Annotated in this window: 15 protein-coding genes and 1 tRNA gene; 8 read left to right on the top strand and 8 right to left on the bottom strand. The window is 62.0% G+C overall.

Annotated elements, in window-relative coordinates:
• Positions 1-94 precede the first annotated feature (94 nt).
• Entirely contained in the window at positions 95-1009 is a 915-nt protein-coding gene (locus D1222_RS03340; protein ID WP_119452804.1) for a LysR family transcriptional regulator, read from the top strand.
• Between the two features lie 92 nt (positions 1010-1101).
• On the opposite strand, the gene D1222_RS03335 is transcribed toward D1222_RS03340, so the two are convergent.
• Positions 1102-1191, bottom strand: a tRNA-Ser gene (locus D1222_RS03335).
• Positions 1192-1355: 164 nt separating this feature from the next.
• Here D1222_RS03335 and D1222_RS03330 point away from each other — a divergent pair.
• The 6 genes from D1222_RS03330 to D1222_RS03305 all read left to right on the top strand — a co-directional run bounded on the left by D1222_RS03330 (position 1356) and on the right by D1222_RS03305 (position 6700).
• Positions 1356-2057: a 50S ribosomal protein L21 gene (locus tag D1222_RS03330; RefSeq protein ID WP_119452803.1), complete on the top strand. Its 702-nt coding sequence runs from the start codon at positions 1356-1358 to the stop codon at positions 2055-2057.
• A 41-nt stretch (positions 2058-2098) separates the two neighbouring features.
• On the top strand, positions 2099-2368 hold the full coding sequence (gene rpmA, locus D1222_RS03325) for a 50S ribosomal protein L27 (protein WP_119380404.1): 270 nt from the start codon (positions 2099-2101) through the stop codon (positions 2366-2368).
• Positions 2369-2493: 125 nt separating this feature from the next.
• Positions 2494-3021, top strand: a complete 528-nt coding sequence (locus tag D1222_RS03320; RefSeq protein WP_119452802.1) for a GNAT family N-acetyltransferase — start codon at positions 2494-2496, stop codon at positions 3019-3021.
• Between the two features lie 10 nt (positions 3022-3031).
• Positions 3032-4075, top strand: a complete 1044-nt coding sequence (gene obgE, locus D1222_RS03315) for a GTPase ObgE (RefSeq protein WP_119452801.1) — start codon at positions 3032-3034, stop codon at positions 4073-4075.
• Positions 4063-5190: a glutamate 5-kinase gene (gene proB / locus D1222_RS03310; RefSeq protein ID WP_233348489.1), complete on the top strand. Its 1128-nt coding sequence runs from the start codon at positions 4063-4065 to the stop codon at positions 5188-5190. The genes obgE and proB overlap by 13 nt, the downstream gene beginning before the upstream one ends.
• A 124-nt stretch (positions 5191-5314) precedes the next feature.
• On the top strand, positions 5315-6700 hold the full coding sequence (locus D1222_RS03305) for an SLC13 family permease (protein WP_119452800.1): 1386 nt from the start codon (positions 5315-5317) through the stop codon (positions 6698-6700).
• A gap of 9 nt (positions 6701-6709) precedes the next feature.
• On the opposite strand, the gene D1222_RS03300 is transcribed toward D1222_RS03305, so the two are convergent.
• The 4 genes from D1222_RS03300 to D1222_RS03285 form a co-directional block, all read right to left on the bottom strand.
• Positions 6710-7009, bottom strand: coding sequence for an HPr family phosphocarrier protein (locus D1222_RS03300; protein ID WP_119452799.1), 300 nt, complete (start codon positions 7007-7009; stop codon positions 6710-6712).
• Positions 7006-7410, bottom strand: coding sequence for a PTS sugar transporter subunit IIA (locus D1222_RS03295; RefSeq protein ID WP_119452798.1), 405 nt, complete (start codon positions 7408-7410; stop codon positions 7006-7008). Before D1222_RS03295 ends, D1222_RS03300 begins: the two co-directional genes overlap by 4 nt.
• Positions 7411-7494: 84 nt before the next feature.
• Positions 7495-9105 (bottom strand): stimulus-sensing domain-containing protein, encoded by a 1611-nt coding sequence (locus D1222_RS03290; RefSeq protein WP_119452797.1) that lies wholly within the window; start codon positions 9103-9105, stop codon positions 7495-7497.
• Between the two features lie 36 nt (positions 9106-9141).
• Positions 9142-9606 carry a peptidylprolyl isomerase gene (locus D1222_RS03285; protein ID WP_119452796.1) on the bottom strand — a complete coding sequence of 155 codons (465 nt, stop codon included), beginning with the start codon at positions 9604-9606 and terminating at the stop codon, positions 9142-9144.
• 143 nt (positions 9607-9749) lie between these two features.
• Here D1222_RS03285 and D1222_RS03280 point away from each other — a divergent pair, with 143 nt between their 5' ends.
• Positions 9750-10271 carry a DUF1993 domain-containing protein gene (locus tag D1222_RS03280; protein ID WP_119452795.1) on the top strand — a complete coding sequence of 174 codons (522 nt, stop codon included), beginning with the start codon at positions 9750-9752 and terminating at the stop codon, positions 10269-10271.
• On the opposite strand, the gene D1222_RS03275 is transcribed toward D1222_RS03280, so the two are convergent.
• The 3 genes from D1222_RS03275 to D1222_RS03265 form a co-directional block, all read right to left on the bottom strand.
• Positions 10268-10642 carry a DUF779 domain-containing protein gene (locus D1222_RS03275; protein WP_119452794.1) on the bottom strand — a complete coding sequence of 125 codons (375 nt, stop codon included), beginning with the start codon at positions 10640-10642 and terminating at the stop codon, positions 10268-10270. The genes D1222_RS03280 and D1222_RS03275 overlap by 4 nt on opposite strands.
• Before the next feature lie 99 nt (positions 10643-10741).
• Positions 10742-12262, bottom strand: coding sequence for an aldehyde dehydrogenase (gene adh / locus D1222_RS03270; RefSeq protein WP_182481853.1), 1521 nt, complete (start codon positions 12260-12262; stop codon positions 10742-10744).
• Positions 12263-12398: 136 nt separating this feature from the next.
• Entirely contained in the window at positions 12399-13382 is a 984-nt protein-coding gene (locus tag D1222_RS03265; protein WP_119452793.1) for a GAF domain-containing protein, read from the bottom strand.
• Positions 13383-13458 lie beyond the last annotated feature (76 nt).

Here is a 13458-nt window from a genome sequence, read left to right as displayed (position 1 = left end):
CAATGTCGGCATTCTTGGCGCCAAAACCTTCGGCGTGCGGAATGCGTTTAGGCCTGCGCTAGCTTCGTAGCCGGATTATGCGCTGGAGATATAAATGCGCCGCGACGAACTCGGAGACCTGATCGCCTTCCTCGCGGTTTGCGAGGAACGGAGCTTCACGCGCGCAGCGGCAAGGATTGGCACCTCTCAATCTTCGCTCAGTCACACGGTGAAGCGGCTGGAAGAGCGGATGGGTATTCGCTTGCTCACGCGCACTACGCGGAACGTGTCGCCGACGGAGGCGGGTGAGCAACTGGCAGAAACACTGCGTCCAGCCTTCGATAATATCGAGTCTACGCTCGATACGCTGAATGAGTTGCGGCAGAAGCCGGCGGGCACCATCCGGGTCACGAGCAGCCATGATGCTGCTATGCAGCTATTGATGCCGGTGGTCGACCAGCTGCTCGCCGAACATCCCGATCTGAATATAGAAATCTCGGTGGACAGCAGCCTGGTCGATATTGTGAAGCACCGGTTCGACGCTGGCGTCAGATTGGGTGAACGCGTCGACAAGGACATGATCGCTGTACGCATCGGGCCTGACGTCCGTATGGCGGTCGTGGGCGCTCCCGACTATTTCGCTGATCGGCCCACACCAGAGACCCCTTACGATCTGACCGATCACATTTGTATAAACCTTCGCCTGAACACCTATGGTGATCTCTACACCTGGGAATTCGAGAAGGACGGAAGACCTCTGAATGTTCGCGTGTCTGGACAGTTCACATCGAATGACGTCGAGGCGATCATAGACGCGGCCGTGCGGGGCAGGGGCCTCGCCTGCATGCCGGACTACCTGGTCGAGGACCTGGTGGCCAGGAAGAAGCTGGTCCGGGTACTGGCAGACTGGTGCCCACCGTTTCCAGGCTTCCACCTCTATTATTCAAGCCGACGCGAGGGGTCGCGAGCTTTTCGACTATTCGTCGATCACCTGCGGAAGCAGGCGAAAACCCAGCGCCGCTCAACCTAGGACGATAGCATAGCACCTGTCAGGCAGACTGACGGGGCCATGAGCGAGCAGCCCCCCACGCGGTCGTCTTGTCATGATGTTCAGGGAAAATGTGGCGGAGAGAGAGGGATTCGAACCCTCGGAGCCCTTGCGAGCTCACTAGTTTTCGAGACTAGCCTATTCAACCACTCTAGCACCTCTCCGTAGGGGCGGGGAGATAGCGTCACATGAGAGTGCATGCAAGCCCCCCGATTCATGCAGGACGGGGTTTGACATCACCGGGCTGATAGTGTTTATCCGCGCCTTCATGTCCGGCGCCATGCGCGTGCGGACACTCAACTAATTCACCTTCCGGAAGGATGAGGCCATGTTCGCGGTCATCAAGACTGGTGGCAAACAATACAAGGTTGCCGAAGGCGACCAGATTGTTGTCGAGAAACTCGCAGCCGACGCTGGCGCTGACGTTACGTTCGACGTGCTGATGCTGGGCGACGGCGACTCCGTCACGCTCGGTGCGCCTGTCGTTGATGGCGCAAGCGTCGTCGGTGAAATTGCCGCCCAGCGTAAGGGCGACAAGAAGCTGATCATGAAAAAGCGTCAGCGTAACACCTACCGCCGCAAGAAAGGCCATCGCCAGCTTGAGAGCGTCGTCACGATCACCTCGATCCTGACCGACGGCAAGAAAGCTCCGGCGAAGAAGGCTGCTGCGCCTAAGAAGGAAGAGGCTCCAAAGGCCGAAGCCAAGACCGAGGCACCTGCTGCCAAGAAGGAAGCGGCTCCCAAGAAGGACGCTGCACCAAAGGCAGAAGCCAAGGCTGACAAGCCGAAGACCGACGAGCGCGGCCGCCTCGCAAAGGCAGAAGGCAAAGCCGACGATCTGAAAAAGATCTCTGGCGTTGGCCCGGCCATGGAAAAGAAGCTGAACGCAGCTGGCATTTTCCACTTCTGGCAGGTTGCTGACCTCAACAAGACGCAAGCCCAGGAGCTTGACGACGAAGCCGGTCTCGGCGGTCGCATCGAGCGCGACGAGTGGGTCAAGCAAGCCAAACAACTGGCAAAAGACGCCTGAAGCCTGATATAGGCTTCACTTAAGGATCAAGGAGCGCCCTCATGGCACATAAGAAATCAGGCGGCTCGTCACGTAACGGTCGCGATTCAAACCCGAAATACCTTGGCGTGAAGAAGTATGGCGGCCAGCACGTGGTCCCAGGCAACATCATCATCCGCCAGCGCGGCACCAAGACCTATGCAGGCAAGGGTGTCGGCATGGGTAAGGATCACACTCTCTTCGCGCTCGAAGAGGGCCGCGTTGAGTTCAAGCGCACCCGTGGTGACCGTCAGTATGTGTCGGTCGTCCCGATGGCTGACGCTGCAGAATAAGCGATCGGCTGCAGGCGGCCGGGGTGCTGCCTGACAATCGAACCGCACAAGATGTGAAGGGGAGACAGGCGGCTGTCTCCCCTTTTTCTTATGCCGCTGGCCGTGAAGGGCCTGGAGAGAGACGGATGGTTCAGGAGTTGAAGACGCCAAGGCTGCGCCTTCGCCGCCCCATGGTGAGCGATGCGCCGCTCATCACCGCCTGCGTCAACGATCCGCGAATCTATGAGAAGGTCGCCCGGATTGCGCCGGGCCAGACGGTAAAAGTCACAACTGGCTGGCTGGAATCGGTCGCGCGCAATGAGGCGAGTGGCCTCGACCATGTCTTTGCGATCGAGGTGGATGGGGCCTTTGCCGGCGTTGTTGGCGCACATCGCACGCGCAATGGCGACCCGTTCGAGATCGGCTACTGGCTCAGCCCCGGCTTCTGGGGGCAGGGCATTGTGACCGAAGCCGCTGAGGCCCTGATAGACTGGCTGGAATCCACCGGCCGCGGCGAACGCTTCACGTCCGGCTATTTCGCCGACAATCCGGCGTCGGGCCGGGTGCTGGAGAAGCTCGGCTTCCGAAAAACCCATAACTCCCCTGTCTTCTGCCTTGGGCGCGGGCAGGATGTTGATCATGTCTTCATGGTGCGCGAGCCAAAGACGCGCTAAGGACCACAAAATGAAATTTCTCGACCAGACCAAGATCTATGTGAAAGCCGGCGATGGCGGACGGGGCAGCTCCTCGTTCCGGCGCGAAGCCTATGTCGAGTTCGGCGGCCCCGATGGCGGCGATGGCGGGCGCGGCGGTCATGTCTATGCCGAAGCCGTCGAAGGGCTCAACACGCTGATCGACTTTCGCTACCAGCAGCACCACAAGGCTGAACGCGGCGGCCACGGCATGGGTAAACAGCGCCACGGGCGCAGCGGCGAGGACAAGACGGTCAAGCTGCCGGTCGGCACGCAGATTTTCGAGGAAGATCAGGAGACGCTGATCGCGGACCTTACCGAAGTTGGCCAGCGCGTGCTTCTAGCGCGCGGCGGCAATGGCGGCTGGGGCAATCTTCACTTCAAGACGTCGACCAACCGCGCCCCGCGCCGCGCCAATCCCGGCGAAGAGGGCGAAGAGCGCACAGTCTGGCTGCGCCTGAAGCTGATCGCGGACGCGGGCCTTCTCGGCCTGCCAAATGCGGGCAAATCCACCTTCATGCGGGCGGCCACAGCAGCCAAACCGAAGGTCGCGGACTATCCCTTCACAACGCTTCATCCGGGTCTTGGTGTGGTCGAGCTCGGGCCGGGCACGCGTTTCGTGCTGGCGGACATCCCCGGCCTCATCGAAGGCGCGGCGGAAGGCGCTGGCCTCGGCCATCGCTTCCTTGGCCATGTGGAGCGCTGCAAGGTTCTGCTTCACCTGATTGACTGTACGCAGGACGATCCAGCCGGTGCATGGCGCACCATACGCAAGGAACTTGAGGACTATCAGCCAGAAATGGCGAACAAGCCTGAAATCGTCGCGCTGACCAAGATCGACGCCCTCACTGAAGAACTGGTCGATGCGCAGGCCGCAGAACTCGAAGCCGCCTGCGGCCATAAGCCAATGCGGCTCTCTTCTGTTGCCCGGACAAATGTGCGTGAGGCGCTGATAGCGCTCGCCCGTCATCTTGGCGATCTCCACATTGCAGAGATCGAGGCCTCTGGTGAGGAAGAAGAGGAATGGCGCCCCTGATGGGGTCTCCGCTCGATAGGGCCCGCCGGATTGTCATCAAGACCGGCTCTGCGTTGATCGCCGCAAAGGGCGCGCCGCGCCGCGACTGGATTGGCGGGCTTGCCGCTGACATCGCCGCCCTGCGCGCGGCAGGCAAGGAAGTTGTCTGGGTCTCGTCCGGCGCTGTGGCGCTCGGTCGCCCGCATCTCGGCAAGGGCAGCCAGAAGAAACTCGAGGAAAAACAGGCTGCCGCCGCACTCGGCCAGCCGCTTCTTATGTCGGCTATTGCCGACGCGCTCGCCCCGCACGGCATCAAGGCGGCGCAGGCACTCCTCACCCTCGAGGATACTGAACGCCGCCGACGTTGGCTGAATGCGCGCGCCACATTGGATACGCTTCTGGCCGCTGGCGCCGTGCCCATCATCAATGAGAATGACACCGTCGCGACCGAGGAAATCCGGTATGGCGACAATGACAGGCTTGCAGCTCGCGTCGCCCAGATGCTGAGCGCGGACGCGCTGGTGCTTCTGTCTGACATTGACGGGCTCTACACCGCAGACCCGCGCAAGGACCCCGAAGCCACCCACATTGCCGAAGTGCTGGAGCTGACAGAGGCGCATGATGCCATGGCGGGCAGCGCGAACGCCGATTCGGGTGTCGGCACGGGCGGCATGGCGACCAAGATCGCGGCGGCGAAAATCGCGTTTGGTGCTGGCTGCGCGACCGCCATCACGCTCGGCGACCGGCCACACCCGCTAGAAGCCCTCCGGTCAGGTGAGCGCGCGACTTGGATCACGCCTTCGGTCTCGCCAGATACCGCCCGCAAGGCCTGGCTCAAGGGGCACCTCACGCCGGAAGGCGCGGTTCTGGTTGATACGGGTGCGATGGGCGCGCTTCTAAAGGGCTCCAGCCTTCTTGCTGTCGGTGTCACCGGGGTTGAAGGCCGGTTTGAAAAAGGGGCAGCCGTCGCCATCAAGGGGCCAGACGGGGACGTCGTCGCCAAGGGCGTCACGGCCTATGACGCTGCCGATGTGCAGCGTCTCGCCGGGGCCCATAGCGACGACATCGAAGCGCGGCTCGGCTATCGCGGCCGGCCCGCCATCATCCACCGCGATGATCTCGTTCTGGGCAGCTGACCACCGCAAAGCTTGACGAAGCGGGCGCTCCCTGACCAGTGTCGGCGCGAAACGTCTTTGAGGGAGGACGCCCATTTCACCGAAGATTATCGGACTTTGGCTAGGCCCGCTCCTGGCGATCGGTATGGCTCTGGCCGGACCGCCCGAAGGGCTCGACTGGGCGGCCTGGGGCACGGGCTGCCTGCTGGCCTGGATGGCTGTCTGGTGGATGACAGAGCCGATCCCGATTCCAGCGACTTCTCTCCTGCCGCTTGTCGTGCTCCCGCTGGTGGGGGCGGGCAATCCGACTGTCGTTGGCGGTGACTATTTCAACCATATCGTCGTGCTTCTGCTTGGCGGTTTCATCGTCGCCATGGGCATTGAGCGCTGGGACCTGCACAGGCGGATCGCGCTTAATGTCGTGGTCCGTGTCGGCACTGAACCGCGCGCGCTGATTTTCGGCTTCATGGCCGCCACGGCGCTCCTGTCCATGTGGATCTCGAATACGGCGACGACGATCATGATGGTGCCGATTGCGCTTTCTGCCGCAGCGGCCCTGCCGGGCGACACCAAGATGTTCAAGACGGCGCTGCTGCTTGGGGTCTGCTATGCAGCCTCGATTGGCGGGGTCGGCACGCCCATCGGCACCCCCACAAACCTCATCGCGATGGACTGGCTTCAGAACAATGCGGATGCGCAGATCGGCTTTCCGCAATGGATGGCCTTTGGCGTTCCTGCGGCCTGCCTGCTGGTGCCGGCTGCCTGGTGGTCAGTGACCCGTGGGCTCGCCGCCCGTCGCAGCACAGAAGATGTGGCTGATGAGATCAAAGGCCAGCTGAGCGCGCTCGGGGCCACCACCAAGCCCGAGGCCCGCGCCGCGACCGTGTTCGCGATCGTCGCAACTCTTTGGGTCCTCCAGCTGCCTCTGCTTGCGTTGGCCGAACGCGCCGGTCTTGATCTCCTCGTGTCCTACAAGGGCGCCCGTATGGACATGATCACGGCCATCTTTGGCGCGGTACTGATGTTTATTGTGCCGGCAGGCAGTGGGGAGAAGCGCGCACTCCTGAACTGGGAAGAGGCGGAAAAGCTGCCCTGGGGCGTGCTGATCCTGTTTGGCGGGGGCATTGCGCTCGGCAAGGCGATCTCGCGCACGGGCCTGTCTGAGTGGATTGGGAACCAGCTGGAAGCCGTTTCGGTTCTACCGCCCCTCTTGATCATCGTCGCCGTCGTGGCGCTCGTCATTTTCCTGACAGAGCTAACCTCCAACGTCGCGACCATGACGACGCTCGCGCCCATCCTGGGTTCACTCGCGCTTGCCATTGGCGCTGCGCCTGAAAGCCTGCTTGCACCAGCCGCTGTGGCGGCGTCCTGCGCCTTCATGCTGCCTGTGGCGACCGCGCCTAACGCGATCATCTATGCGACGGGTGAGGTGTCGGTGGCGCAGATGATGAAACGCGGCCTGCGGGTCAACCTGATTGGCATTGTCGTGATCAGCGCGATTGGCTACTGGCTCGCGCCGATCTTCCTCTAGGCGGCGGGCCTAGTCGTCATCGTCGTTCTCGCCGAAGCCGTCCTCGATCATGGCGCAGACGGCGTCGACCGATGGGGCCGCATCAGGCCCGCTCGCGCGGACCTCAACCTCGCTGCCCTGATGGGCGGCGAGCATGAGGAGGTCCATGATGGAGTGGGCGTTCGCGGTCTCGCCGTTGCGCAGAACGAAGACCTGCGCAGGCAGGGTCATGGCAAGGCGCGCCAGCTTGGCCGAGGCGCGCGCATGCAGTCCCTTGCGGTTTACAATCTGAACGCGGCGCTCGACCAGGCTTTCTCCATCAGCGCTCATGCTGTCTTGTCCATGACTTCAGAGGCAATGCGGATATAGGATTGACCGGCATCGCGCGCGGCCTTCACCGCATCGGCCAGCTTTGCTTCGCCGCGAACTTCCACGAGCTTGATCAGCATGGGCAAGTTCACGCCTGCGATCACGTCGATCCGGGCATCTGGCATGACAGAAATGGCGAGGTTGGAAGGTGTGCCGCCAAACATGTCGGTGACGATGATGACCCCCTTGCCGGTATTGCAGGCGGCGACCGTCTCGCGGATCTGCTCCCGGCGGGCGTCGATATCGTCTTCGGCCTCAATGGAGATCGAGCGGAAATACTCCTGCTCCCCGACGACATGCTCGGTGGCCCTGACAAGCTCGCGTGCCAGTTTCCCGTGGCTGACGACAACAATTCCGATCATCAGATAGTCTAGTCCGTATTCCCTCTCATTAAGGATGCTGACAGGGTTTGGGAGAAGGTCAAGCTTTAGCTACGGCGCAGGCCTTTAGCTGGCTGGCAATTCGACCACGAACCGCGCGCCGCCGCTGTCGCGGTTCTCGGCCCACACCTTGCCCATATGTGTTGCCGCGATCTGCTGCACGATGGACAGGCCAAGGCCTGAGTTGCGCCCGAACGCAGAGCCCGCAGGCCGGTCGGTATAGAAGCGGTCGAAGATCTTCTCCAGCTTGTCGTCCGGAATACCGGGGCCGGTATCTTCCACCACAATCCGCGCGGTCGTCTGCGGGCCGATCCTGTCCTGCTCGACGCGCACGGTAACGGTGCCATCGACCGGGGAGAAAGAGAGCGCATTGTCGATCAGGTTGCGGATTACCTGTCCAAGCGGCCCTTCGCGCCCGCGCACCCGCAGGCCCGCACCCATCGTGGCGTCATCAAAGCTCACCGTCGGGCCTGCCTCGTCGAGTTTCAGGTGCTCATAGGTCGAGACAATGTCCTGCACGAAGCGCGCGATATTCATCGTCTCGGTCGGCACGCGGGTGATCTCCGCCTCAAGGCGCGAAGCGTTGGAGATGTCGGTGATCAACCTGTCGAGACGGCCAACATCATGGGCGATCACCTTGTGAAGCTTGGCCATCGCTTCGGGATTGTCTTTGACGCGCTCAGCGGTTTCGACAGCAGAGCGGATGGAGGTCAGCGGGTTCTTGATCTCATGGGCGACATCGGCGGCGAATTGCTCGTTCGCGCTGATCCGCTCGAACAGCGCATCCGTCATCGACTCCATGGAATTGGCGAGTGCACCGATCTCATCGCGGCGCTTCGTGATGCGCGGCAGGTCCAGCCTCTGAGTAGAGCCAGAGCGCACATCATCGGCAGCAGCTGACAGCCTGCGCAGCGGCCGCGCGATACCAATGGTGAGGAGGGTGGACGTGATCAGCGCGACAAGCACCGCCACGCCAATAAAAGGGATAAGCGCGGCGCGTTCTGCCCGGATGATCTCATCAATGTCATTGGATTCTACCGTCAGCACACCGACCACGGCCGACACGTGCTGGACGGGGACAGAGACGGAAATGATGCGCTGGCCGCGGTCATTGAAGCGCTGACTGGCAGCTTCCGCGCCAGAGGCCGCGACGGCAAACTCATCCTCAAAGGTCTGCGTGCGGACCGCATCGCCGCCGCGGTCGGGCACGATGGCGCCAAAAGTAGAGACCGCCCATTCAGACAGGGACCGGCCCCAGCGCGACAGGCGGCTTGGCTCCTGCAGCGGCGGCAGCGAGGAGACCACCACACGGTCAGACAGGAAATAGCTGTCGCCGATCAGCCCGCCTTCAGGGCCATAGACCTTACCGCGCACCGAGATGGGCAGCGACAGGTCAGCTAGCGTGGCCCGCGCCAGGTCTTCGTCCATGACGGGCTGGGGCTGGCCGAATGTGGCGCCTTCTGCCAGCAGGTTCGAGAAGACCTGCGCCTGGCCGACAAGGTCCTGCTTCTTGGCGACCACAAAGCTGGCACGCATCTCATTGAGCACCATGGCGCCCAGAATGAGAATGGCGAGACCGGCAAGGTTCGATGCAAAGATGAGCCGCGCAATGCGCGAGGAAAGCGGGTTTGCGCCTTTCAGGTCAGGCAGCCGCCATTTTCGCTTGGGCTCGTCCATCTGTTCCCTGCCGGGCCTCGATAATTAATCGGCTGATCAGGCGTCAGCTTCGACTTTCAGCGACTTGATGGAGTCCGGCTCGCGAACTGGCTCGCCGCGTTTCAGCTGGTCGATGTTTTCCATGCCTTCGACCACCTTGCCCCAGACCGTGTACTGCTTGTCGAGGAAGCGGGCATCGTCGAACACGATGAAGAATTGCGAATTGGCCGAGTGTGGCTGGTTCGTGCGGGCCATGGAGCAGATGCCGCGCACATGCGGCTCGTCATTGAACTCTGCCTTCAGGTCCGGCTTGTCAGAGCCGCCCGTACCGGTGCCATTCGGGCAGCCAGCCTGCGCCATGAAGCCGTCAATCACGCGGTGGAAGACGATGCCGTCATAGAAACCTTCGCGGGCGAGTTCCTTGATGCGGGCAACGTGATTAGGGGCAAGGTCAGGGCGAAGCTCGATCTTCACCGGGCCCTTGGTCGTCTCCATCAGGAGCGTGTTTTCTGCGTCTGCCATGATGTGTCTCCGTGTTTCATCTGGTTGCAGCTGGCATAAGCCTGACGGGCCTGCCGGGCAAACCCCCTTCGCACTCTCTTGCTACGGCCTACATTGATCTGTAGCCCTCACGCAAAGCTGCAATCACGCAAGGAGCCCTGCCAATGAGCCTCTCACTTTACGAAGCTATCGTCGTCCCGATGCAACAGATACTCGGCTCGGTGCAGGGTGTCCTCGAAAAGGGCGCCCAGCATTACGAAGCCCGCGGCCTCAGCCCGGATGAGCTTCTCGGTGAGACCATCCATTCTGACATGGCGCCGCTGCCTTTCCAGCTCCATTCGGTCATGCACCATTCGCTCGGCGCACTGGAAAGCGTACGCCGCGGCGAAGCTGGCCCGCCAAACAAGCTCGAAACACTCGACTATGCCGGTTTTCAGGCCAAGCTCGCCGAAACGGCCCAGACGCTGGCAGCTATGAAAGCTGATCAGGTCAATGAATGGACGGGCAAGGACGTGGTCTTCAAGCTTGGAGAGATGTCGCTGCCCTTCACGGCAGAAGGTTTCCTCTTCTCTTTCTCGAAGCCAAACCTCTATTTCCACGCTACCACAGCCTATGACATCCTCCGCATGAAGGCCGTTCCGATCGGCAAACGCGACTATCTCGGCCAGATGCAGCTGAAAGGCTAGTCGCCGAGGGCGGCGAGTTCGTCCTCGGTAAAGACTCGCGAGCGGGTGAGAAATCTCCGCTCGCGGCCATTATCGAGAGAGAACATGCCGCCGCGCCCCGGCACAACGTCTAGTATCAGCTGGGTGTGCTTCCAGGCCTCGAACTGGCTGCCGGAAATATAGACTGGCACACCTGCGACCTCACCCAGCTTCACATCCCGCTCGCCGAGCTTGAAGTCGCTCACCGGGTAGCACATCGGGCTGGACCCGTCGCAGCATCCGCCTGACTGGTGAAACAGGATATCGGGGTGATCGGCCCGTATCTCTTCGATAAGCGAAGCGGCGGCCTCTGTGGCCAGCACGCGCGGCGGCGCCTCATTTCGTCCTGGCATATTGAACACCTTTCCTGGCCAGCAAGAACATTGCCCCGGCCAGCTGCTTCTTCGGGGGAAAGAGGTCGCAGCGGCCGGGGCTCTGGGAGGAAACGCGTTCTAGAAGAAGCCGAGCTTCTGCGGGGCGTAGCTAACCAGCATGTTCTTGGTTTGCTGGTAGTGATCCAGCATCATGCTGTGGTTTTCACGCCCGATGCCGGACTGTTTGTATCCGCCAAATGCGGCGTGGGCCGGATAGGCATGGTAGCAATTCGTCCAGACGCGGCCCGCTTTGATGGCGCGGCCAAAGCGGTAGCAGGTGTTCGCCTCACGCGACCACACACCGGCGCCAAGGCCATAGAGCGTGTCATTGGCGATGGAGAGGGCTTCGTCATTATCCTTGAAGGTGGTGACCGAAACGACAGGACCGAAGATTTCTTCCTGGAAGACACGCATCTTGTTGTGCCCCTTGAACACGGTCGGCTTCACATAGAACCCGCCTTCAAGGTCGCCCGGCAGGGTGAGGCTCTCACCGCCGATCAGGACTTCTGCGCCTTCCTGGCGGCCGATATCGAAGTAGGAGAGGATTTTCTCTCGCTGCTCGGAAGAGGCCTGCGCGCCGACCATCGTATCGCTGTCCAGCGGGTTGCCCTGCTTGATCGCGGCGACGCGTTTCAGGGCGCGCTCCATGAACTGGTCATAGATCGACTCATGGATGATGGCGCGTGACGGGCAGGTGCAGACCTCGCCCTGGTTCAGGGCAAACATCACAAAGCCCTCAATGGCCTTGTCGAAATAGTCGTCATCCTCACGGCAGACGTCCGGGAAGAAGATGTTCGGCGACTTTCCGCCAAGCTCCAGCGTCACTGGAATAAGGTTTTCCGACGCGTACTGCATGATGAGGCGGCCAGTGGTCGTCTCGCCGGTGAAAGCGATTTTCGCAATCCGGTTCGAGGAGGCGAGCGGTTTGCCCGCTTCAAGGCCAAATCCCTGCACGACGTTGAGGACGCCCGGCGGTAACAGGTCGCCGATCAGCTCCAGCAGGACGCAGATCGAGGCTGGCGTCTGCTCTGCCGGTTTCATCACTACACAGTTGCCTGCGGCCAGCGCCGGGGCGAGCTTCCAGGTCGCCATCAGGAGCGGGAAGTTCCAGGGGATGATCTGCCCGACGACGCCAAGCGGCTCATGGAAGTGATAGGCGACAGTGTCGTGGTCGATCTCGCTAATGCTGCCTTCCTGTCCCCGGATGGCGCCAGCAAAGTAACGAAAATGGTCGATGGCGAGCGGCAGGTCGGCGGCCATCGTCTCGCGCACGGGTTTGCCATTGTCCCAGGTTTCGGCAATGGCAAGCGCTTCGAGGTTCTCTTCCATCCGGTCAGCGATCCGGTTCAGGATAAGCGCGCGCTCGGCAACAGATGTCTTGCCCCAGCTATCGGCGGCCGCATGGGCTGCATCAAGCGCTGCCTCAATGTCCGCTGCGTCCGAGCGGGCGATCTGGCAGATGATCCGTCCGTTGACCGGTGAGATATTGTCGAAGTAGCGGCCGGCTTTCGGCGCGGTCCATTTGCCGCCAATGAAATTGTCGTAGCGCGATTTGTAGGGGGCCTTCATCTGGCCGTGCCCAAGCGTTTGCGTGTCCATGTCTGTCTCCCTGATGTTGTCGCCGCCCTCTCTGTTGGACGGCCTGGAAGGAAGTATTCATCGGGGTGCTGGGCGCGTCACGAGCGCCGGGCGATGGCCCGGTGGTGACATGTCTCACCTCTGAGACAACGGGCCTCTAATTCAGGCGGTCGAGGTCGATACCGAGCCGGTTCATGCGCCGGTACAGGGTTGCACGGCCAACGCCGAGGGCGCGTGCGGCCTCTGACATATTGCCATTCGCACGCAGAATGGCGCGGCGGAGCTCTGCGCGTTCGGCGGCGGCAAGGTCGCTCTGGGCCGGTGTGCCCGAGAGGACATCGGCCGCCGGGCGGGGTTCAAGCGAGGGCGCATCGCCAAGCCCGAACTCAATTCGGGCCGCACGGGTCGCGCCGATCACGACATCGTCGCTATCGATGGCCAGCAGCACGGCGCCAGCGCGGCCATGGCGTTCGCCCATGACAATGCGGGCCCCTTCGAAATGGGCCCGGAAATTATCGCTCTCGATGCGGCGCGCGGTGTCTGACACGGTCGCGGCGATCAGTTGAGAGAAGGCCCCGGTGAGGTCAGCCCGGCAGGATGAGACGTCGAGCGCGGCGGCGAGCATGCCCTGATGGTCATAGATCGGCGCATCGATGCAGCTCATCGCGGTGTTGCGGCTATGGAAATGCTGGTCCTGGTGAATGGTGATGGGTCGCTTCTCGGCGAGGCAGGTGCCGATGCCATTCGTGCCTTCGCGCGCCTCTGACCAGTCGGCCCCTTCCCAGAGGCCCCATGAGCGGAACGCTGCGTCGTCGCCTGCCATGCCGCGCCGCTCGACGATGATCCCGTCAGCATTGGTCATCAGCACGCAGCAGCCTGCCTCTCCGACAGAGCCGAACAGTCGGTCCAGCGACGGTGAGGCAACACGCAGCAACTGCTCCATTGGCAGGCGTGCATCCTTGAGCGACTGCTGGGTCATCAGGTCGGGTGCGCGGCGCGTGTCTGGCTCAAGGCCGTAGCGCTTCAGAGAGCGGCGCCATGAGGCAACAAGGGCTGAGGCCGCCGCGCCGCTTCGGGACTCGGCAGCTTCGCGCACGCGGTCAGCATGCGCAGCTGGGGCAGGGTGGCTGTTTTGCGCCATCTATCGTTTCCTCAGCCCCGAGCATAGCAGATCGCGGCGGAAAGCGAATGACTTCTTTGCAAGGCGCTGGAGGCCA

The organism is Henriciella algicola (assembly GCF_003576245.1).
GTDB classification, from domain to species: Bacteria; Pseudomonadota; Alphaproteobacteria; order Caulobacterales; family Hyphomonadaceae; genus Henriciella; species Henriciella algicola.
Note: the sequence above shows the minus strand (reverse complement) of the source record. Positions and strands in the feature narration are given on the sequence as shown.

What these genes read in the sequence shown, in the direction of transcription:
- D1222_RS03340 (WP_119452804.1), top strand. Translation starts at nt 95, where the DNA reads ATGCGCCGCGACGAACTCGGAGACCTGATCGCCTTCCTCGCGGTTTGC.
- D1222_RS03330 (WP_119452803.1), top strand. Translation starts at nt 1,356, where the DNA reads ATGTTCGCGGTCATCAAGACTGGTGGCAAACAATACAAGGTTGCCGAA.
- rpmA (WP_119380404.1), top strand. Translation starts at nt 2,099, where the DNA reads ATGGCACATAAGAAATCAGGCGGCTCGTCACGTAACGGTCGCGATTCA.
- D1222_RS03320 (WP_119452802.1), top strand. Translation starts at nt 2,494, where the DNA reads ATGGTTCAGGAGTTGAAGACGCCAAGGCTGCGCCTTCGCCGCCCCATG.
- obgE (WP_119452801.1), top strand. Translation starts at nt 3,032, where the DNA reads ATGAAATTTCTCGACCAGACCAAGATCTATGTGAAAGCCGGCGATGGC.
- proB (WP_233348489.1), top strand. Translation starts at nt 4,063, where the DNA reads ATGGCGCCCCTGATGGGGTCTCCGCTCGATAGGGCCCGCCGGATTGTC.
- D1222_RS03305 (WP_119452800.1), top strand. Translation starts at nt 5,315, where the DNA reads ATGGCTCTGGCCGGACCGCCCGAAGGGCTCGACTGGGCGGCCTGGGGC.
- D1222_RS03300 (WP_119452799.1), bottom strand. Translation starts at nt 7,009, where the DNA reads ATGAGCGCTGATGGAGAAAGCCTGGTCGAGCGCCGCGTTCAGATTGTA.
- D1222_RS03295 (WP_119452798.1), bottom strand. Translation starts at nt 7,410, where the DNA reads ATGATCGGAATTGTTGTCGTCAGCCACGGGAAACTGGCACGCGAGCTT.
- D1222_RS03290 (WP_119452797.1), bottom strand. Translation starts at nt 9,105, where the DNA reads ATGGACGAGCCCAAGCGAAAATGGCGGCTGCCTGACCTGAAAGGCGCA.
- D1222_RS03285 (WP_119452796.1), bottom strand. Translation starts at nt 9,606, where the DNA reads ATGGCAGACGCAGAAAACACGCTCCTGATGGAGACGACCAAGGGCCCG.
- D1222_RS03280 (WP_119452795.1), top strand. Translation starts at nt 9,750, where the DNA reads ATGAGCCTCTCACTTTACGAAGCTATCGTCGTCCCGATGCAACAGATA.
- D1222_RS03275 (WP_119452794.1), bottom strand. Translation starts at nt 10,642, where the DNA reads ATGCCAGGACGAAATGAGGCGCCGCCGCGCGTGCTGGCCACAGAGGCC.
- adh (WP_182481853.1), bottom strand. Translation starts at nt 12,262, where the DNA reads ATGGACACGCAAACGCTTGGGCACGGCCAGATGAAGGCCCCCTACAAA.
- D1222_RS03265 (WP_119452793.1), bottom strand. Translation starts at nt 13,382, where the DNA reads ATGGCGCAAAACAGCCACCCTGCCCCAGCTGCGCATGCTGACCGCGTG.